This is a genomic window from Streptococcus infantis (genome assembly GCF_047465185.1).
Lineage (GTDB): Bacteria > Bacillota > Bacilli > Lactobacillales > Streptococcaceae > Streptococcus > Streptococcus infantis_O.
The window spans coordinates 24,385-44,724 of record NZ_JASHAJ010000005.1; the positions used below are offsets into that span (position 1 = coordinate 24,385).

General features: G+C 39.3%; 23 protein-coding genes, 1 tRNA gene and 1 riboswitch. Of the genes, 3 read left to right on the forward strand and 21 right to left on the reverse strand.

All coding sequences use genetic code 11. The annotated features are described in order from the left end of the window. Window positions 1-154 precede the first annotated feature (154 nt). Both hslO and dusB read left to right on the forward strand, forming a co-directional pair. Window positions 155-1,027, forward strand: coding sequence for an Hsp33 family molecular chaperone HslO (gene hslO / locus QM382_RS08620; protein WP_414273031.1), 873 nt, complete (start codon window positions 155-157; stop codon window positions 1,025-1,027). Beyond that, entirely contained in the window at window positions 1,014-1,994 is a 981-nt protein-coding gene (dusB, locus tag QM382_RS08625; protein WP_414273030.1) for a tRNA dihydrouridine synthase DusB, read from the forward strand. Before hslO ends, dusB begins: the two co-directional genes overlap by 14 nt. A 51-nt stretch (window positions 1,995-2,045) precedes the next feature. Here the strand turns inward: dusB and QM382_RS08630 are convergent, their stop codons facing one another. Further along, window positions 2,046-2,732 carry a YoaK family protein gene (locus tag QM382_RS08630; protein ID WP_214262927.1) on the reverse strand — a complete coding sequence of 229 codons (687 nt, stop codon included), beginning with the start codon at window positions 2,730-2,732 and terminating at the stop codon, window positions 2,046-2,048. 215 nt (window positions 2,733-2,947) lie between these two features. Then, the gene (locus QM382_RS08635; RefSeq protein ID WP_414273029.1) at window positions 2,948-3,595 is read right to left on the reverse strand and encodes a hypothetical protein; all 648 of its coding nucleotides are present in this window, start codon (window positions 3,593-3,595) and stop codon (window positions 2,948-2,950) included. A 280-nt stretch (window positions 3,596-3,875) separates the two neighbouring features. On the opposite strand from QM382_RS08635, the gene QM382_RS08640 reads away from it, so the two are divergent. After that, a complete protein-coding gene (locus QM382_RS08640; protein ID WP_414273028.1) occupies window positions 3,876-4,106 on the forward strand; it encodes a hypothetical protein in 231 nt (76 codons plus the stop codon). A 36-nt stretch (window positions 4,107-4,142) separates the two neighbouring features. Here QM382_RS08640 and QM382_RS08645 read toward each other — a convergent pair whose 3' ends face one another. The 19 genes from QM382_RS08645 to QM382_RS08735 all read right to left on the reverse strand — a co-directional run bounded on the left by QM382_RS08645 (window position 4,143) and on the right by QM382_RS08735 (window position 20,290). After that, window positions 4,143-4,916 (reverse strand): NUDIX domain-containing protein, encoded by a 774-nt coding sequence (locus tag QM382_RS08645; protein WP_004254048.1) that lies wholly within the window; start codon window positions 4,914-4,916, stop codon window positions 4,143-4,145. A gap of 73 nt (window positions 4,917-4,989) precedes the next feature. Further along, window positions 4,990-7,422: an ATP-dependent Clp protease ATP-binding subunit gene (locus QM382_RS08650; protein ID WP_414273027.1), complete on the reverse strand. Its 2,433-nt coding sequence runs from the start codon at window positions 7,420-7,422 to the stop codon at window positions 4,990-4,992. Window positions 7,423-7,428: 6 nt separating this feature from the next. Then, window positions 7,429-7,887 (reverse strand): CtsR family transcriptional regulator, encoded by a 459-nt coding sequence (locus QM382_RS08655; protein WP_414273026.1) that lies wholly within the window; start codon window positions 7,885-7,887, stop codon window positions 7,429-7,431. Between the two features lie 227 nt (window positions 7,888-8,114). Then, window positions 8,115-8,426: a hypothetical protein gene (locus QM382_RS08660; RefSeq protein WP_414273041.1), complete on the reverse strand. Its 312-nt coding sequence runs from the start codon at window positions 8,424-8,426 to the stop codon at window positions 8,115-8,117. A 27-nt stretch (window positions 8,427-8,453) separates the two neighbouring features. Next, window positions 8,454-8,693, reverse strand: coding sequence for a hypothetical protein (locus QM382_RS08665; protein WP_263394119.1), 240 nt, complete (start codon window positions 8,691-8,693; stop codon window positions 8,454-8,456). A 149-nt stretch (window positions 8,694-8,842) separates the two neighbouring features. After that, the gene (locus QM382_RS08670; protein ID WP_263394120.1) at window positions 8,843-9,103 is read right to left on the reverse strand and encodes a hypothetical protein; all 261 of its coding nucleotides are present in this window, start codon (window positions 9,101-9,103) and stop codon (window positions 8,843-8,845) included. Between the two features lie 151 nt (window positions 9,104-9,254). Further along, window positions 9,255-9,530: a hypothetical protein gene (locus QM382_RS08675; protein ID WP_414273025.1), complete on the reverse strand. Its 276-nt coding sequence runs from the start codon at window positions 9,528-9,530 to the stop codon at window positions 9,255-9,257. A 50-nt stretch (window positions 9,531-9,580) separates the two neighbouring features. Next, window positions 9,581-9,925, reverse strand: a complete 345-nt coding sequence (locus tag QM382_RS08680) for a hypothetical protein (RefSeq protein ID WP_263394122.1) — start codon at window positions 9,923-9,925, stop codon at window positions 9,581-9,583. A 106-nt stretch (window positions 9,926-10,031) separates the two neighbouring features. Then, on the reverse strand, window positions 10,032-10,760 hold the full coding sequence (locus QM382_RS08685; RefSeq protein WP_414273024.1) for an ABC transporter ATP-binding protein: 729 nt from the start codon (window positions 10,758-10,760) through the stop codon (window positions 10,032-10,034). Further along, a complete protein-coding gene (locus tag QM382_RS08690) occupies window positions 10,760-11,767 on the reverse strand; it encodes an ABC transporter substrate-binding protein (protein WP_414273023.1) in 1,008 nt (335 codons plus the stop codon). Before QM382_RS08690 ends, QM382_RS08685 begins: the two co-directional genes overlap by 1 nt. Before the next feature lie 37 nt (window positions 11,768-11,804). Further along, window positions 11,805-12,563: an ABC transporter permease gene (locus tag QM382_RS08695; RefSeq protein ID WP_414273022.1), complete on the reverse strand. Its 759-nt coding sequence runs from the start codon at window positions 12,561-12,563 to the stop codon at window positions 11,805-11,807. After that, a complete protein-coding gene (locus QM382_RS08700) occupies window positions 12,526-12,816 on the reverse strand; it encodes an MTH1187 family thiamine-binding protein (protein WP_178895554.1) in 291 nt (96 codons plus the stop codon). The genes QM382_RS08695 and QM382_RS08700 overlap by 38 nt, the downstream gene beginning before the upstream one ends. A 74-nt stretch (window positions 12,817-12,890) precedes the next feature. Next, window positions 12,891-12,993, reverse strand: a riboswitch (TPP riboswitch). Window positions 12,994-13,070: 77 nt separating this feature from the next. Continuing rightward, a complete protein-coding gene (gene cls / locus QM382_RS08705) occupies window positions 13,071-14,603 on the reverse strand; it encodes a cardiolipin synthase (protein ID WP_414273021.1) in 1,533 nt (510 codons plus the stop codon). Between the two features lie 171 nt (window positions 14,604-14,774). Beyond that, window positions 14,775-15,719 carry a 3-oxoacyl-[acyl-carrier-protein] synthase III C-terminal domain-containing protein gene (locus QM382_RS08710; protein ID WP_414273020.1) on the reverse strand — a complete coding sequence of 315 codons (945 nt, stop codon included), beginning with the start codon at window positions 15,717-15,719 and terminating at the stop codon, window positions 14,775-14,777. A 14-nt stretch (window positions 15,720-15,733) separates the two neighbouring features. Then, window positions 15,734-16,996 (reverse strand): F390 synthetase-related protein, encoded by a 1,263-nt coding sequence (locus QM382_RS08715; protein ID WP_414273019.1) that lies wholly within the window; start codon window positions 16,994-16,996, stop codon window positions 15,734-15,736. Next, on the reverse strand, window positions 16,974-17,789 hold the full coding sequence (locus QM382_RS08720; protein ID WP_414273018.1) for an MBL fold metallo-hydrolase: 816 nt from the start codon (window positions 17,787-17,789) through the stop codon (window positions 16,974-16,976). Before QM382_RS08720 ends, QM382_RS08715 begins: the two co-directional genes overlap by 23 nt. Continuing rightward, the gene (locus QM382_RS08725; protein ID WP_414273017.1) at window positions 17,764-18,744 is read right to left on the reverse strand and encodes an NAD-dependent epimerase/dehydratase family protein; all 981 of its coding nucleotides are present in this window, start codon (window positions 18,742-18,744) and stop codon (window positions 17,764-17,766) included. The genes QM382_RS08720 and QM382_RS08725 overlap by 26 nt, the downstream gene beginning before the upstream one ends. Next, window positions 18,741-20,015 carry a glycosyltransferase gene (locus tag QM382_RS08730; protein ID WP_414273016.1) on the reverse strand — a complete coding sequence of 425 codons (1,275 nt, stop codon included), beginning with the start codon at window positions 20,013-20,015 and terminating at the stop codon, window positions 18,741-18,743. Before QM382_RS08730 ends, QM382_RS08725 begins: the two co-directional genes overlap by 4 nt. Before the next feature lie 201 nt (window positions 20,016-20,216). Beyond that, window positions 20,217-20,290: transfer RNA gene (locus QM382_RS08735), tRNA-Pro, on the reverse strand. Window positions 20,291-20,340: the final 50 nt, after the last annotated feature.

Here is a 20,340-nt window from a genome sequence, read left to right on the forward strand (position 1 = left end):
GCATATTTTAAGGAAAGCTAAGATATCAATAAAAATATTCTAAAAAGCCCAATTTCTTTGCCATCCTAATATTGACAATTATAAGTGAAACAATTTGAAAGGCTAGCAAACACACCACTCCCCCTTTGGGCATTTTTATGCTAAAATAGTAGCTATGGATAAAATTATTAAAACAATATCAGAAAGTGGATCTTTTCGTGCTTTTGTTCTAGATAGCACGGAAACAGTCCGTACTGCTCAAGAAAAACACCAAACCCAAGCTAGTTCAACCGTAGCGCTTGGTCGTACTTTAATCGCCAGTCAAATTCTCGCTGCCAATGAAAAAGGAAATACCAAACTGACTGTCAAGGTTCTCGGTACTAGCTCACTGGGTGCCATCATTGCCGTAGCTGATACCAAGGGGAACGTTAAAGGCTATGTACAAAATCCTGGCGTCGACATCAAAAAAACTGCAACTGGCGAAGTCTTGGTTGGGCCTTTTGTTGGTAATGGTCAATTTCTAGTCATTACAGACTATGGCACTGGAAATCCCTACAATTCCATGACGCCTCTTATCTCTGGAGAAATCGGTGAAGACCTAGCTTTCTATCTTACAGAAAGTCAACAAACGCCTTCTGCTGTTGGCCTTAATGTCCTTTTAGATGACGAAGACAAGGTCAAGGTCGCAGGTGGTTTCCTTCTCCAAGTTCTACCAGGGGCCAGGGAAGAAGAAATTGCTCGTTTTGAAAAACGAATCCAAGAGATGCCAGCCATTTCAACTCTTCTAGAAAGCGACGACCATATCGAAGCCCTCCTCAAGGCAATCTATGGTGATGAGCCCTACAAACGTCTGTCCGAAGAAGAAATTCGTTTCCAATGTGACTGTAGTAAAGGACGCTTTATGGATGCTCTTTCTAGCCTTCCAGTTTCCGATCTTCAGGAAATGAAGGAGGAAGACCACGGGGCGGAAATCACTTGTCAATTCTGCCAAACGACTTATAACTTTGATGAAAACGACCTGGAGGAACTCATTCGTGACAAATCTTAATACACCTTTTATGATTGGTAATGTTGAGATTCCCAATCGTACCGTTTTAGCGCCCATGGCAGGAGTAACCAACTCAGCCTTTCGTACTATCGCAAAAGAACTTGGCGCAGGCCTCGTTGTTATGGAAATGGTCTCTGACAAAGGTATCCAATACAACAACGAAAAAACCCTTCATATGCTTCATATTGATGAAGGAGAGAATCCAGTTTCTATCCAACTCTTTGGTAGTGACGAAGATAGTCTGGCTCGCGCAGCAGAATTTATTCAAGAAAATACCAAGACCGATATCGTGGATATCAACATGGGTTGCCCAGTCAACAAAATCGTGAAGAACGAAGCCGGTGCCATGTGGCTCAAGGATCCTGATAAAATCTACTCTATTATTAACAAAGTTCAATCAGTCCTTGATATTCCTCTCACGGTCAAAATGCGTACTGGCTGGTCTGACCCATCCCTAGCAGTAGAAAATGCCCTTGCCGCTGAAGCTGCAGGTGTTTCTGCCCTTGCCATGCATGGTCGTACCCGTGAGCAAATGTATACTGGTCACGCTGACCTCGAAACTCTTCACAAGGTTGCACAAGCTCTGACAAAGATACCATTCATCGCAAACGGAGACATCCGGACGGTTCAAGACGCCAAACAACGCATCGAAGAAGTCGGTGCTGATGCCGTCATGATTGGTCGCGCAGCCATGGGAAACCCCTACCTCTTCAACCAGATCAATCACTACTTTGAAACAGGAGAAATCCTTCCTGATTTGACCTTCGAAGACAAGATGAAAATCGCCTACGAGCACTTGAAACGCTTGATTGATCTCAAGGGAGAAAAGGTTGCTGTCCGTGAATTCCGTGGCCTAGCTCCTCACTATCTCCGTGGAACATCTGGCGCCGCTAAACTCCGTGGAGCTATCTCACAAGCCAGTACCCTGGCTGAGATTGAAGCACTCTTGCAGTTAGAGAAAGTATAATCTTCTATCTACTTCACAAAAAGGCAAAGCTCAAAAATGAGCTTTGCCTTTTTATATATTTTCATCTCTTAAATCTAATTGCTTCACTCTAGCTATATAGTAGGACATAATCAAAAACAAATTGAGGCTGATAATCCAAACAGACCATTCATGAAGAAAATGCATAGATATAGCCAAACTAATTGCCCCTACTATAAAACTCCCTACAACAATCCCATAGTTTAAAGCTTGGCGACGATATTCTTGAACGTCTCCTTCTCCTCTAACGACGCGATACAAAGCAATCAGCATTTTTCGGTAATTTCCAGAAGTCATAAAAATGACATAGGGATGATCTTCAATCAAACTACCCGTAAATGTTAGCATCATCATTCCTGTTCCAAAAGCAATGAAAGGAACTTCTAATAGAGGAAATCTTGAAAAGAAAGGCAAAATAAGGGTCCCGATAAATAAGGGGAGCAACATCTTAACCCGCCAGTAGGCCGTTTTACGGTATTCTTTCATGTGTAGGGCAAACAGAAATCCTAGAGAAAAAAAAATAATGGAGCAGAATCGTAGCATCGTATTGATAACATTTGAGTCGTGCCAATCAGATATCAGTAGGAGAATGTTCCCTGTCTGTGTTGCCACCAAGCTGTGGTACTGGATGTGACAGAACACATCCAAAGAACCACCTATAAAGCCAAGAAGTACTCCCATGAGTCGTGTGTTTTGAGGTAAAATTAATTTATCTGGCATTGATTGATTCATCACTCATTCCCTTTCGATGCATTTATTATACCACTTCTATTAGAGAAATTAAGTGAAAAACGGTCAGTTTAGGTAGACATGTTTACAAATACTCTTAAGTTAGTCTCATCTCTGGAATTCATTTATGATGTCTTATCAACTGGGAATGCTGTAGATACTCATCAACTGAGCTATTTTTAAACAAATTATTTTAGTACTAAATTCTATGGTTGAATCAAGACAACACTAGATACCGTACCGTCCGCTCCTGTTGTAATTTGAATAACTTTTCCACCACCTACTTCAGCATTGTATTTTCCATCATCAAGGGTATAAGAATAGCTTTGGATAGAGTAGTTTTCTTTCTTACCATCAGCAGATTCCACTGTAAACTGGCCACCTGATGAGACAGTGATAGTTTCACCATTAGCACCCTTCCAACTCCCAGCTGCAGCTGAGAAATCTCTATCCACCATAGTCAAGACCCCTTTATAACGTTTGTTATTCTCTGCCTGTTTGTCTTGAAGTTTACGATCAGTTGTTGGATCATAGGTTGACTGATTTGGTTTTGCTTGTGTTCCTTGTTGATTTGATGGAGTTTGCGCTGCTTGATTGGACTCTTGTCCTTGAGTTGTTGGACTTGATGCTTGTTCAGAGGAAGCTTTTGCTTTTTCTGAAGTCGTAGTACTTGTTGAAGCTTGAGTTTTACTTTCTTTGTTGGAAGAGTTTGCCTTAGAACTAGAAGATGCTTGTGTTGTCTTACTAGAATTATCACTTGCAGTGTTCTCTTTCTTATTTCCGCATGCTCCTAAAAGCAAAGTTGAAGCTAGTACAGTTGCGGCCATTAATTTGATAGAAGTTTTATTTTTCATTTTACACTCCCTATGTAATATTTTTGAAATGTTTAGAAATGTTTTTGTAACAATATTGTAATATTTGTTTTTAAATCTGTCAACTATTTATCTAAAATTTTTTAGAATTATTTTTTAGTACATTTATTTTCTTATTCCTCCTATATCTTTTATTCGTAAAAGATTTTAAAAAACAGGAAAATTTTCCTACTAAAATGCAATATTTTAAAGTGAAATCGCTTGTATTTTTTTCTTAAAGGACTATAATAAAATTGAAATAGGATATTGGAGGTGTGGGCTTATGTTAAGCAAATATTACAAGTATCTTCCTTGGTTGATTTTAGCTGCTTTCGTTTCTTATGGGGGTGCTACTCATTACGCTCAAACAACATTTGATTTGTTCTACCTAACTGCCATTTTCATGATTGTCTACGTGGCTTTATTGTATTTACACGAACATTATTTAAAATATAAATACAAAGATTTATTCATTCGAATCATGAGCAATTCTAATAAAGATAAACATCCTTAAACAAAAAGAGGTCGAGAAAATCCCGACCTCACTTTTTTATTTTAATCGATAAATAGTGATAACTTCCTTCTGAGGAATCCGTTTAAATCCAACTTCCTCTATGCTATGACCATATTTCGATAAGAAACTATCACTCGTACATGATTTGCCTGGGCATAGAGTCTCAATGAGGGCTAACCCATCATCCACTGTGAACTCATCCTCTAGTAAATAAAGGAAACGAGCGTCATAGTCGATAGCTTCTTGAATCTTCTTGATGGATGTTTGAATAATGGATAAGTGGTCAAATGCAAAGTCCTTCTCGTCAAGTTCTTTGCCATCCAAGTAACACTTGCCTGTGTGAAAATCAACATCTACAAGAACGACTTCTTTTGCATCATCTCCTGCCTGGACTAAGTCAAGAGCTCGACTAGGTAGGTAAACCAAGTGGGCAATGGTAACTGTCCAACCTCTGGGATCACGACCAGGAGTAGATACTGTCACTAACTGTTCAATCTTTTCTAGTGGAAGTTCAAGATTAATTTCTTCTTTTACCTCACGTTGACAAGCATGGGCAGCATCTTCCCCTTTATCCATAAAACCACCAACTAGCGCTAAACAATTTTGAAAAGGGTGTGCCTTCCGACGAATCAGAAAGAGTTTCATTTTCCCTTCTGCAAAGCAATAGGCTACCATATCCACAGTCACACTTGGTTTTTCATACTGAGGGAGTGCTTGCTTGTGGTACCAGTCTAAAAATTCAGCTTGACTAGCGTGAACTTCAAAGTACTCTTTTTCTGTCATCCCGGTTGGAATTATCTGATTCATCATCTTCTACTTCCTTTCTGCTTTTGATGGCAATAAAGAGGGTGGATCTACAAATTATAGATTAATAGTTCTTGTTTTATACAATGTCGAATTTCAATTGACCAGCTTTGACACCAATTTTAAGTGCCTTACCTTCTTTCAGTTCACCTGTAAGAAGGAGTTCTGCTAGTTTGTCTTCTACTTCTGTTTGCAGAGTTCTGCGCAGTGGCCTAGCTCCCATCTCTGGATCATACCCTTTCTGAGCTAAAAGCTTCAGGGCAGATGCTTGGAGTTTCAAGTCAATTCCTTTTTCTGCTAGGCTTGCAATCAATGGTTTGACCATAATCTTAACCACTTCCTGCATATCTTGACTTGACAAGCTATGGAAGACTACCTTCTCATCAATACGGTTGATAAACTCTGGACGATAAGCCTTTTTCAGCTCTTCAAACATCCGTTTTTCCATATTTTCCTGGTCAAAACGAATGTCCTTAGCTCCAAAGCCGACTGTCTTGTCGTCACGAAGGGCTGTCGCACCAAGGTTTGACGTCATGATAATGATGGTATTTGAAAAATCAACCTTACGGCCTTTACTGTCCGTCAAGACACCATCATCCAAGACCTGCAAGAGCACATTAAAGATATCTGGGTGAGCCTTTTCTACCTCGTCAAAAAGCAAGACTGAATATGGTTTATTGCGGACCTTCTCAGTCAACTCTCCACCTTCTTCATAGCCTACATAACCTGGAGGAGCTCCGTTGAGACGGCTGGCTGCAAATTTCTCCATGTACTCACTCATGTCAAAGCGGATAAGGGCAGATTCGTCATCAAAGAGGACTTCTGCCAAAGCCTTAGCCAATTCAGTTTTACCAACACCAGTTGGCCCTAAGAACATAAAGGACCCAATTGGACGTTTGTTATTGCGAATACCTGATTGGTTTCTGCGAATGGCACGACTAATACTAGATACAGCTTGTTCCTGTCCAATAACACGTTTATGCAGTTCAGCTTCAAGGTTGAGATACTTCTTGGCATCCGTTTGTGTCAATTTTTGAACTGGAATACCTGATAAGCGACTCAAGGTTGTCAAAATATCAGATTCTTTTACTAGATCTTTATAGACTGGAACTTCCTGTTCTTTTGAAATGAGCTGAGCTGCTTGTTTCCATTTGCCATCCATCAAGGCCTTGTCTGCTGCTGTTAAACCTGACTCATCTTTTTTAGCGTGCTTTGATTTATTTTGGACAGTTGCTGCCGCTTCATCCAAAAGATCAATGGCTGAGTCTGGCAAGTGACGGCTTGTCAAATAGCGATGCGCCATTTTAACAGCTGTTTCGACAGCATCGTCTGTAATTTGGACATGGTGGTGCTTCTCATAAGTTGCTTTTAATCCTTGTAAGATAGCCATACTGTCAGCCACGCTTGGCTCTTCAATCATCACTTTTGCAAAGCGACGAGAAAGGGCGGCGTCTTTTTCGATGTGTTTTTGATACTCTTCCTGAGTAGTCGCTCCGACAGTTCTCAGAGTTCCACGTGCCAAGGCAGGTTTCAGGATGTTGGCTGCATCCAAGGTCGAGTCAATCCCACTTCCTGAACCCATAATAGTATGAAGCTCATCGATAAAGAGGATGACCTTGCCATCTTCCTCGATATCTTTGATGATATTATTCATACGTTCTTCAAAGTCCCCACGGAAGCGGGTTCCTGCAACCACATTCATCAAGTCAAGTTCTAGAACACGCATCTTAGCCATTTCAGCTGGGACATCTCCATTAGCAATTTGCTGCGCAAGGCCAAGTGCCAAAGCTGTTTTACCAACACCTGCATCTCCAACTAGAACTGGATTGTTTTTGGTCTTACGGCTCAAGATTTGAATCATACGAGAGATTTCTTGATCACGTCCGATAACTGGCTCCAATTTGCCTGAACGAGCTTGCTCTGTAAGATCATGAGTGTAATCTTCCAAACCGCCACTTGGAGTTTGAGGCATGCCCATCATATTAGCCATGGAGTTTTGCTTATCTGCTACTGAGCGATGACGCTGACGTAGAGCCTTTAAATCTTCCTTTGTCCAACCAGCACGTGCTTCAAGGCTACGACGAAGTCCAGCAATTTTGACTTGGTCTTTCTGGTCTTCATAAGAAAATCCTGCTTTTTCCAAAATGCGAGTAGCTAAAGCATTACCGTCATGCAAGATTGCGTAGAGAAGGTGCTCAGTCCCCAATGCTTTTGCATGCACAACGGAGGCAACATGTTCCGCCTCCAACATCAAGACGTTTAAACGATAAGAAAAAGGGAGTTCCTGATAATCTTCCTTGTGGCTATAGTTAGCTTCTGTCAATTCTACAGCCACTTCCTCTAAACGATCAATTTCATATGGAAACTCGTTCAAAGTTGCTCCAGCAACACTGTAGCTATGATTAGCCATAGCAATCAGTAGGTGCCAAGACTCCAGGTAGTCTGCTCCAAAGCGACTCGCCATTAGAAAGGCACTGTCTATACATTCTCTCAATGCTTTTGAATACTTCATGTAATTTTATTTTCCTTTTCTATCTACCTCTTGTAGTAACTGCTTAAGCATATTAGCACGGATTAGATTTGCTTCCTCGCCTAAAATACGGTCTGAGGCCGTTGCAACTAACAGATTCATCTCCTGACGAGTCATGAGTTCTTGTTCAAGTAAAAGTTTTAAAACATCTTCAAAGATGACTTGGCTGACTTCTTCACCTACTGAATACAATAAATCGCGGAGCATTTCATGGTGGTTGGAGAATTCAATTCGGCCAATCCGAATATAGCCCCCACCTCCTCGCTTACTCTCAACTAGATACCCTCTACTCTCTGTAAAACGAGTTTTTATCACATAGTTAATCTGGCTAGGTACCACTTGAAAGGTATCCGCTAGCTGGCTTCGTTGCAATTCTACGATACCAGATTGTTCTAAAATTGCCTTGATATAGGCTTCAATATGATCCGATGTATTTTTAAATTTCATAGCTTGCTACCTCCTTCTTAAACTTTGACCATCTTTGACTATACTATCATTTAAGACTCTATAAGTCAAATTTTTAGGGCTCAAGCCTTGAAAATACTGAGTTTCTTTAAAAACAATTAGGCATTAAATCGCCTTAGTTTTTCTTGAAAGTTCCTAAAAAGTCTACAAAAAAGAGCCCTAAAAGGGCCTTGAAAGCAAAATAAAAATCCCTAATCTAAACAAATAGTTTACAACTTTCTATCCGAGAAAAAATCTCTCCAGTAAGGATTTTCTCTATCAAAAATTCTAACTTCTTCTTCAGTCATATTGTGAGGATAATCAAGAAAAAGGTTATAAATTTTTTTCTTATCAAAGCTGAACAGAAACTCTCCTATAACACCTATTCTATAAATCCACCAAACTTTTGACTCTTCACTATCTTTGTAAAAATCACTGTACCCTTCAAGATTAGATTCCGAAAAAATGGGTTCATCTATTTCATCTATTTCATCGAATGGGGCTTGTTTGCTGTAGTCATTTAATTCATTATTTAACATTATTTAATCACTTTTTGTTATCTCTTAAAATTACCACCAGGTAAATGATTTCTCGCTTGGTAATTCTCCTCTATCCCACATCTGCTTCACCGCTCCACGAGCCTTGTTTGCATAATAGGGTGCCCCAAGTTCTTTATCATAATTTGACTCGATAGCAACTGTAACTTCACCAGTTTGCTCATCAATCTCAATCATACCTGGGTCACGGTTTTCAGGAATATACCAATATCCTAAAATACTAGAATTAAAAATTTTAATTAGTTTAAGCATTGCTTTTTTCCTATATTCTAAAGTCGCTCAAGTCATTTAGTACCACACAACTTGCCCTGATTCTTTCAAGCCACCGTCTTCATTTTTTAGATTTATAATACATTTTGACACATTGAACGGATTGATTGCTATAGTTTCTGTGTAACACACTATGATTGACTATCCGATAGCGTAAATACTGCCACTTTATTCATCAATTCATCCTCTGTGTAGTCAATTGCAAATGTATCCATTTCAAAAAAAGATTTTGGTGGGGTTGAATCCACAAAAGGGAGACTATTTATCCTATACTCTTTGTCTCCAATTTTTACAAATTGATTAACTCTTAATTCAGAAAAGTCTGGATTTTCAACTGTAATAGAGACCAAACGATTTGCAATTCTGTAAACAGCAATGATTCTATTTCTCATATAATTACCTACTACACAAATACTTGATTTAAAGTAAGTACCTTGCCCATTAACATTGAATTCCAAATCTGTGTCTAAATATTTTTAATTTCATCTTTTTTCATACAATACCATTCCACTTATAAACTCAAAGAACAAGATAGGCCCAAATTTAGTTATTTACTAGTTGTTTTGCTTTTTCATAGTAAGTCTTTAAAAAATTTTGGCACAATTCTCTGTTCTCTGTATCTTCTTCGACATAGAAATAATACATTGGTTCATCATTAATAACATCAAAAAGAGGTTCATTCTCTGTTATCAAACCGTCAGCAAAAGCCTCATCTTCGCCTAATTTAGCAGTGAGCTCAAGAAAAAAGTCATAGTAATCATCAACATTGCCACTTACACCTCTTTTTATCATGTCTAATACTTGTTGACTGTATCTCATAACAACTCCTCTTTCTAATTATAAGACAACACTTCACCAGCACTGAATCATCATTTCTCAATCATCCTGATGATTTCTTTTAAGGTTGGCTTGGTCTTTCTAATTCTATCCCATGATCTCATTTTTAAAAAAGTTGGTAAAGGAATGCCATTTATTTTAGGCATTTCTTTAGATAATTTATATTTTTGTCTAATTTTATCTTTATTATCCATTACATACTGATTACGAGGTAAACAATAAAAAATACCCTCGCCAAAATAACTTAGCTCTTCATCGGATATTTCAATAAGTTCTTCCGGTTTTACAAAAATAGCTCTATTCACTCTATCTTTTCCGTCAGAAAAAACCTTTTCTATAAAATCTTTATCAAATCCCATTTTTAAACCATGTTTCATTTTTCTTCATTATAGCCCTTTTAGTTCCTTCTCGCAAGTTAGTTTCCCTTTTTTAAAAGGCAAAAGAGAGCTGGCAAAGTATAAACTTCACCAACTCTCTTCATTTCTAATTATTTAAGCCCAACTCCGCTAAAATCTGGCGTTTGTAGGCAATTTTTTGAACTTCCTTGTCTTCGCCTTCAGACCAATCAAGTTTGACTTCAGAAACAATCTGACCAGGGCGATTTTTCAAGATATAGATGCGATTACTGAGATTGAGGGCCTCCTCGATACTATGCGTAATGATGAGCGTCGTCAGGCCTAGCTGTTTATGAATATCAAGATACCAGGCATGAAGTTCCATCTTAGTCATCTCATCCAAAGCGCTAAAGGCCTCGTCTAGAAGAAAGAGCTTGTGCCCGAAAAGGTAGGTACGGAGTAAAGCAACACGCTGACGCATCCCGCCACTGAGCTCATGAGGATACTTGTCTCGTACAGCCGTTAACTGAAAAGTCGCAAGGATTTCATCTGCGCGAGCAATAGCTTCTGCCTTATCCACCTTTTGAATCAAGAGGGGCAGGATGATATTCCCAAGGACCGTCTTATGCTCCAAGAGCAAGTCTTTTTGTAGCATATAGCTCACGCGCCCCTTGGGATTTTCCTCTCCATCAAGAATGATTCGCCCAGACTGGACTTCCAAAATCCCTGCAATCAAGTTAAAGAGGGTGGTCTTACCTACACCACTAGGTCCTAGGATAGAGACCACTTCACCTGAAGTCACCTGCAGATTAATATCCTCTAAAATCTTTTCATTGTCGTAGGCATAGCTTACGTGTTCTAATCTAATTTCTGTCATTATTTTACAAATTCATTAGTGAAGCCTTTATCAGTCAAGTCTTCCTTGAGGATCCCATTTTCTTTATCCCATTTGTAGAAGGCATTCCAGCGATCAGCGTCAAATTGTCCCCATTTATCCTTGTCGCTAGCATATTCTTTTGACAAGTATTTTTGAGATTCGATGACAAAGTCACGTTTATCTTTGAGTTCTGGGGCATTTTTGATCAGGATATCTGCAGCTTCTTCTGGGTGCTCCATAGCGTATTGGTAACCTTTTTTGATGGCTTGGATGACTTTACGAGCTTCTTCTTTGTTGTCTTTTAGATAGTCGTTGTTTGCGATGATCACTGGTGAGTAGTAGTCAAACTCTTTTACATAGTCTTTCAAATACATGAAGTTAGCATCGACACCTTGCGATTTAGCAAGAATTCCATCCCAACCGTAGTAAATCCATGCAGCGTCAAAAACACCATTGGCAATTGGTGTGATCGAGTTTGAATCGTTGTTTGGTACTTTTTCAACCTTCTCAAAGTCTCCACCTTGAGATTCTACCAAGGTTTTCAACATCGCAAGCTCAGTTGGGTCATTCCAGGTTCCGTATTTCTTACCAACCAAGTCTTTTGGACTGTTGATATTGTCAGACTTACGAGAGATGATCCCTGATGTATTGTGTTCAACGATAGCTGCAACGGCAGTAATGCCTGCCCCTTTTTCTAATTTCTTAGCCATGTAGTCTTGGAAATAGATAGCAAACGGGGCCTTGCCATTAATCACTAAGTCTGATGAGCTTTCTTCTGGTGGCAATTTCAAGTCAACATCCACTCCAGCTTCCTTGAAATATCCTTTTTCTTTGGCTACATAAAGTCCAGTGTGGTTTGTATTTGGTGTCCAGTCTAAGATAAAGTCAATTTTTTTGAGTTCTACCTCTTGGTTGTCCTTAGAAGCAGTTCCTTGGCCGCAAGCCACAAGCACGACAGCTAGAAGAGCTGTTACAATCGTTAAAAATACCTTCCATGTTTTCTTCATTTTTATTTCCTCTTTTCTTTTTTCAAAACACTCTATTTTAAGTACTTTTCCATTTAATCACATATTTTTCACTGATATCAACTAATTTCATACCCAGCAGGCTGATAAGCGATACCAAAATAATAATGGCAAACATGGTATCATACTGAAACAATTTTTTAGACTGAATCATGTAAACACCTAGTCCTTCAAAGCCTCCCAACCACTCAGATACCACTGTTGTGATAAAGGCGTAGGAAACACTGACCCTAAGCCCTGCATAAAAGTAAGGCAGGCTGACAGGGATTTTAAAATGCCACAGGATTTGCCAAGGATTGGCTCGCATCAGACTAAATAAGGTCAGCATATCCTTGTCACAATGCCTAAAACCATCTAAAATACTGACGATGATAGGGAAGGTTGTCGTCAAGATAATCAAGACAATCTTAGGCAAGATTCCATAACCCAACCATAAAACTAGGATAGGGGCTATGGCAATAGTCGGTATGGTCTGGACAACCACCATCATGGGGTAAATCAGGTCATTGAGCCAACTCAGACTATCCATAAGGATAGCCATGATACAGGCAATCAAGACACCCAAGACCAAACCTAACAAGGCTACTCTCAAGGTTGCCCAGCTGTGGTACCAGAGAAATTCTCTGTCACGAACAAAAGACTGAAGGATTTCAAGTGGTGTCGGCAAGATAAACTTTGGTAGGAGTTTTAACAAACCCGCTACCTGCCAAAGAGATAAGACACCCAAAAATCCTAGCAGACTAATGTGCCGTCTCATTATATTTTTCAAGTTTCTCATCGATGCTTAAAATCTCTCCTACATTTATTTTCACATTGGCAAAAACATTGTCTGCCCCTTGACCTGCCACTTCTAATGCTTCTTTGAGAATGCGCATGAGTTGATCAAAGTCTCCCTCTAAGACCGTTTCAAAGGGTGTCACTACCATAGTCACTCCTTGAGCTTGCAGATAAGCAATGACTTGATCAATAACAGCTATGCGGTCAATCCCTTGTGACAGGGGTAGGACTTGTAAAGCAATGCTTGCTTTCATTAAAACCTCCTTCTAAGTTACAGTTTTTCTTTGAAAAAAAGAAAAACCTCTTTCATATATGAAAAAGGTGCAAAATTAGGCCAAGTATCGTTCCCTACGCTGGCATTACCCAGATCAGGTGCGGTCGAAGTTTAACACTTCCTCTCAGACTGTACACAGACTCCCATATATTATATGGAATATGATAACGCAAAAAAAATAAGATGTCAAGGAAACTGCTTACAGAAAAAGAGACGGCAAACCGTCTCTTTCAATTAAAGCATAGGTGCAAATAACTGTGTTACTTCTTTAATCATCATTTGATACCATGTAGGATTTATGGTATCCGAGAAGATTTCTTGAGATTGTTCAAAAATTCCTTCAAAATCTTTGCGAATATCTGCTATTGACTCTGTTTTGTAGAGTAGTACTGCATTTTCATAGTGATGAACCAAGCTACGATAATCCAAGTTAATAGTGCCGACAGCCGCAAATCGATCATCAACAATCATTTGCTTACTATGGATAAAACCAGGTGTGTATTCAAAAATGCGAACACCCGCAGATAAAAGATCTGGATAAGCTCCCCGTGTTACAAGTTGAATGAGTTTTTTATCCGGTATATGGGGCGTGACTATTCTAACGTCTACGCCTCGCATAGCCGCATTTTTTATATCCTCTGTCAAATCATAATCGATAATGAGATAAGGCGTTGTGATATAGACAAAATCTTCTGCTTGGTTAATCAAATTTTGATAAACGATCTTCCCTACCTTAGTTTTATAGATTGGCTTAGGTCCACTGCCGTAAGGGATACAAAGACCGCTACCAAATCGTGTCTGATTTTCCAAATGATACTGATCAAAGTCACTTATTTCCCCACGGTTGATGTACCAGTTCATGAGAAATAGTCTGGTAAATGCTTTAGTCGCCGGACCATCGATCCGAATCCCACTATCTTTCCAGTGTCCAAAACGTTCAATACGATTGATGTATTCATCTGCAAGGTTGATTCCTCCAGTATAGGAAATTTGTCCATCAATCACTAATATTTTCCGGTGGTCACGGTTATTATAGGCCACTGTCATACGAGGAATCACCTTATTAAATTTATGAGCATCAATTCCTTTAGAACGCAAATGAAGAGTATAATCCCCAGGCAAAGTCACCATACAACCGATGTCGTCATAGAGCATCTTGACTTCGACTCCCTGAGCTGCCTTTTCTTCCAGAACTTCGAGTATGCTATCCCACATCAAACCTTCGTCGACAATGTAGTATTCTAGAAAAATAAATTTTTCTGCTCTTTTAAGATCCTCCAGCATCTGTTGCCACATTTCCTCACCGCTTGCGAAAAATTGTGAATCTGTCTGGTCATAAACCTCTGCATTACTATCCATATGTAGCAAGGCATTGATAATTCCGTAAGCTGGTTTGTCTGTCTCCTGTAGTTGCAAATGGAGTTGGCGCCCATTATTCTCATGAAATGCAATAGAATTCAATTCCTGGAGTTGTTTCAGTTCTTTTTTTGATAGTCTTCTCTCACCGAACATGAGATAAAGCAGTGGACCAAACACGGGTACAAAGGTCACAATTAACCAAGTCACTTTGCTTTCAGGTGACATCGAACGATTGACAATCGCTATAACGGTTGCTACGCTAATCAAAAATACAAGAGTCACCCAAATAATCGGAGCAATCTGGCTCATGTAAAGAATAATTCCGAAAATAAGAACTAATTCTATAAGTATAATCGCAATACTAAAGCCATACTTGGACATTAATAAGCGAAATTTTCTGATTCCCATATTTCCCTCTCAATTTCTAAGTCTACTCCATGATTCAACGTCTGAAAACGCTTGTTACCTTCTAGTATACTTAGTTTCATAAAACTTATCAAGCTTTTTCTGTATAGGCCGATAGTTCTACGTTTAAAATTAATTTAAAAAGCAGGTCACTTATCTGTGCCTGCTATTATTTTACAATTTCAAAGCCAACATATTGACCGTCATACCAGCTGCAGTTCCCATCAAGAAGATGGTATCTCCTTCTTTTACATAGCCATGATCGAGTGCATAGGCCAAACCAAAAGGTACCGCAACGGAAACCATATTTCCATAATCCGTAACGAGATTAAGGTACTTGTCTTCGTCTACACCCAGTTTTCCCATGACCAAAGGAAGGGCGCGACTAGCTTGGTGGGGAATAATATAGTCTACAGCATCTTTAGAAATACCAGATTTCTCTTGGAATTCTTGGAACATTTCTGGGATGACACGAGCAGAAAGCAAGAGAATTTTCTTGCCTTTCATATCAAACATAAAATTTGTCTTGGTCTCTTCAGAGTACTCTTTTGGCTGATAAGAAGTTAAGCCTCCACGAATCTCTGTATCGTGAGCTCCCTCTGACCAAGTACGTTGAAGGCTTGCTATCACTCCTTTATCCTTATCACTTGATTGGAAAATAAAGGCAGCTGCTCCATCACTAAAGAGTTCATAACTTTCTTTTTGCTTTGGATTGAGACCCAAGCTACCAACTTCACTGGATACAATCAAAACACGACGGTATTCCCCAGCTTCAATCAAATGTGACATAGTTGATAAAGCAGAGATAAAACTTGTACAAGTCGTATTGATATCCATAGCTGGGATAGAGAGCCCTTTTGCCACACGTTCATGAATCAAAGCTGCCGTACAAGGAATCGGCTGAACACCAACCGCACTAGCTGATACCAGGCAATCAATGTCTTTCATACTCAAATTTGCATTTTCAAGTGCAGCTTGGATAGCTGCTTCTGCCAAATCTAGTTGCGTTTCTTCATTTTCAACCACACGATGACGGGTTTGGTCTTTAAATTGAATCGTATTTTTTGGAAGGCAGACTCCATAACCTGCAATTTCTACATGTCTTTTTACTTCTGTCATAATTTTTTGTCCTTTCATAAACGTTGGATACGTTTGAGCTTACGACTTGTATCCCAGTGATAATCTGAAAATTGTATTTCAGGTTCTTTAAACTCTTTTTGTTGCGCCAAGAGTCGGAACTGCTCTGTGATTGCTGTTTCAACTTGCTCATCCCTTCGACTCAAACAAACTTCCACTAACTTCTCAGAGTGTTGCTTGACTTGGTAATCTCCAACATTCTCCACAAAGAGAATGCAACGTCTGATAAAGTCAGGATAAATCGTTACCTGACCTCCATCTTGTCCATCAAAATAGAAGATATCGTCAGAACGCCCTTCGACCTTGTCAATCCTTGTGTAATGAGTTCCACATGGACAAGGTTCAGGATTCTCAACCAAGATATCGTTGAGCTGGTAGCGATAAACAGGCTGACTGCTCCGCTTAAAATCAGTAATGACTGGATAAAAACGTCGGTCATCCAAGTAGTGTTTTTCCACAAAAATGATGTCTTCATTGAGATGAAGATTCCCATCCGAGCACGTACAAGCTAAGAAACCTTCGGTTGCCTGGTAGACTTGGTCGATAATCGGCAACTCAAAAGCGCTCAAAATTCGCTCTTTATCACTATCTTCCAAAATTTCAGCCACCGAAACGATTTTTTGTGGGTGTATGACTAACTCCCCATCTTTTAGACGCTTGCTCAATTCAATCAACATAGAAGCAGGCGCTACCACAATGGTCGGTTGATAACTATTGAGACGCTCTATGTGCTCATCTGTATTCTTGAAAATATCAAAGTACTCTAAACGAATAAGTGCCGTATTGATGGTCTGATAGAGCTCATTATCCGCTCTGAGGAAAAAGGCTATGCGGTGCCCAAAAAGTTGGCCCTTGGGCAACATCTTGGCTAGGATTGCTGCTGCCCACATACTTCTCTCTTTTTCAGTTGTGATAAAGAGTCCCCGGTGTCCAGATGTTCCAGAAGACAACCCAACAGCTATTTCTCCCTTAAGCTCTGTAAAATTCCTGGTCTTTTCACTTTCGATAGCCAAAGCCAAGGCCTCGTCTCGATCTACACCTTGAGTATTAAGATCATTGAAATGCGTCATCATAAAAGCCTTATCCATATGGTCAAAGTCACTAGGTACACTATTTTTAAAATAAGGGGACTCACGCTTGAGAAAGTCCATATAGGCAGCCAGCTGCTTTTTCTGATAGTTTTCTAATGCTTCTCGAGATCTAAAGTTATGAAGCCAACGAGTTTGGAAAAAAGTTTTAAGAAAGGTTATTTTTTTCATACAAGATCCGCTCAATCCTTTCTACAGGGTCATGGCTGACTAGCACTTCTATACCATCTTTTAATACCTCTTCCAGTAGCTCTGTTCCTTTGATATAGTCAGCCTTACTATCTTGCACCAAGGAAGGAATCAGATGCATCTGTTTGGTGTAAGGTAAGAGGTCTATTCCCCAACAAAGATCTGCTGCGATAAAGAGATCATAGTCTGGAATAAAGAGACAGGCTTGGCCCTTAGCATGCCCATCAATAGAAGCAACTAAGATACTACCATCTCCAAACAAATCATAGGTAGGGCGATACTTAAAGTTAGCATTTTGCTGATTTGCCTTGATGACTGTCAATCTTTCCTCGAAGTCACTCGGCAAAAATTCTTTAAAAATTAAATCTTTTAGTTTTGGTTTCTTGTAAACATCATAGACTTCCTGGGTCAGGATAAAGTTTACATTCGGAAAGAAGCTAGCCCCTCCTAGATGATCTGGATGTAAATGAGATAGCAAGACATAGTTAATGTCTTCTGGCTTTATTCCTTTAGCTTCCAGCAAATGTGAAATCTGATCCTCCTCCGTCATTTGAACTGGCGTCCCCAAACGGTAAAAAGCATAACGAAGTTTCGTCTTAATATCGTAGTGATAGCCAGTATCATAGAGCAGATAGCCCTTATCCCTGTGCTTGATAAGGAACACTCCTGCAGGGAAAGTCATCTTTCTATTCTTGACACCCTTAAAAAGCAAACCAGCATAACTCGTACAATATCCCGCTGGGAAATACTCAATGCTTTCGATAATCTTGGACATATTGTTCAATCCCTTCTGAAATACTAATTTTCGGATGATAACCTAAGTCCTTCTCAGCCTTACTAATATCAAGAGTCTGACTATAGCGAAGCAGGTAATAGGTATAGCGTGTCAGGGCTGGCTCCCCTTTAAGATTCAGAGTCTTATAAAGAAACTCTAAACTACTGGCAATTCCCGATAATAGAGTTGCTGGAATTTTTCTATATTTGATTGGGTAACCCAAACCTGTCAAACTTTCCTCCAGCAAATCCCTAAAAGCTCTTGGTTCGCCATTAGTGATGTTATAGATATCACCTTTTGCTTCTGGAGCTTCCAAAGCCAAACGAATTGCCAAAGCTACATTTTCCACACAAGTCATGTCCATGAGCTGACGCCCATCTCCAATCAAAGGAATTCCTATTTTTTGACTAAGGTTGATCACCCGTGGCAAAATACTGGTATCCCCAATCCCAAAAAGTCCACGAGGTCTCAAGATGATACTAGGAACATCTGGATAATCTTTAAAGAGTTTCTCCGAAGCTAATTTACTACGGATATAGTTATTGAGATTGTTTTCCTCTGGAGCATCACTTTCTTTGATAGCCAACTGCTCCTTGGGAGCAGCATAAATACTTGGCGAGGATACATAGACTAAGCGCTGAATTCCAGCTTGACGACAAGCTTCAAGAACATGTTTAGTCCCTAAAACATTGGCCTGATAAAAATCTTCCCACGGGCCCCAAACTGTTGACAGAGCTCCCGCATGAACGACCATATCCATTCCCTTACAAGCTTCTGCCACATCCTCAGCTTTGGTCAAATCCCCTTTAAAAAAACTGACTGAAGAATTCTCTAAGGAGTAACTAACTTTTCTATTTCTGCCAAAAGCTCGCACTAGATAACCATGATCTACTAATTCTTCTACTACATATTTACCCAAGAAACCTGTTGCTCCAGTTACTAAAACTGTTTTCATTTGTCTTTCTCCTTATCCGCTAGCAGACGATGAATTTCACTCTCCAAAATTTCCGTCGGATGATAAGACTGTGCTGCCTTGCGCAAAGTCTCTAATTCTGGCCAATTTTCTATAGCTAACAGTTTCTCAAAGGCTTGTCCAATGGCCTCGCTATTATCTCTTTTAGCTGTAAAAGCAATACCGGCCTCAACCCCACGAACGGCATAATCAAATTGATCATAATCATGAGGTAATATCAAAGCTGGCTTACCATAAATAATGCATTGATAAAAAATTCCAGCTCCACCATGATGAATGACATAATCCATCTGAGGGATATACTCCTTATAAGGGAGATAAGAAACAAGGGACAGATTCTCCATGAGTTTTTCACATTGGAAGGCCTCTCCACCTACACCACGAGTTACAAAAAAGTGACAATCAGGATGAGCTTTTGCAAGTTGCTTAGCTTGATAAATAAGATTTTCTTTTGCCCAAGCTAGTTGTGTACCGCAAGTCATCAAAACTTTCTTTCGCTCCATAAAAGAAGACAAATCTAAAGGATAATCCTCTCCTGCCTCAACTGAAGCTCCTGATGGGCCCACCCAACGAAAATGCTCTGGAAATTCCTTTTTAAGTTCTAATTCTTTCATGCCAATAGCGAGAATGGAATAAGGAGAATAAATTGTCTCCTGACCGAGTTGGTTATATACTTTGAATTTATATCTCTTTAAACGATCACGGAATGAAAAAGATACAATACGTTTCACTATACGAGTTGCTTTTCTCCCCAAAAATTGTATTGTAGCCTGCCAAAAATTCTTTGGACTCCCCATGCCACCAATAAAACAAGGAGGCCCATCAGTAGTTTCTAAAACAAATTGTGTAGCCATAGTAGTTATCCAGGGAATTCCAAGTTGATTAGCCACCAAACCACCAGATAAAGTAATAAAATCAGCAATAACAATATCTGGTCGATTTTTACTCCACTCTTCTAATAATTGATCCGAAACTAAATTAATTAAATCAATACTTTCAGAAAGTTGATGATAGGCTGACAAAACTCCTAATTGCTGATCATTATTTGCTGCGCGTTCAAACTCTTCGATGTGATTCTCTAGTATAGGAACAACAGTGAAACCAGCAACTTCAGCAACTTCTTTTTTCTGAGGACCTGTGAATAAACGAATCTCATACTGAGGATTATTCAGTAAAGGTACTAATAAATTCATTGTTGGATACAAATGTCCACTTAAAGGAACAACAACAACATCAATTCTGATTCTTTTCATATGTCTAGAATACCAAAAATAAAAAAAAAGAACTATCATTAGGATAATTCTTCACCAGATTATTAGTTTTTGAAATGGAAACGAAACAAAACATATAAGGAAATGTAATGTAATTTTACAGATAAATGATGATTTAAGAACATAATTACTTTTTATTTAAAAATAAAAAAAGGCATCTGCCTCAATCAAAATGTTGACCAATCGGGAAGACAGGATTCGAACCTGCGACACCTTGGTCCCAAACCAAGTACTCTACCAAGCTGAGCTACTTCCCGAATTAAATTGTTAATGCACCCTAGAGGAGTCGAACCTCTAACCGCCTGAT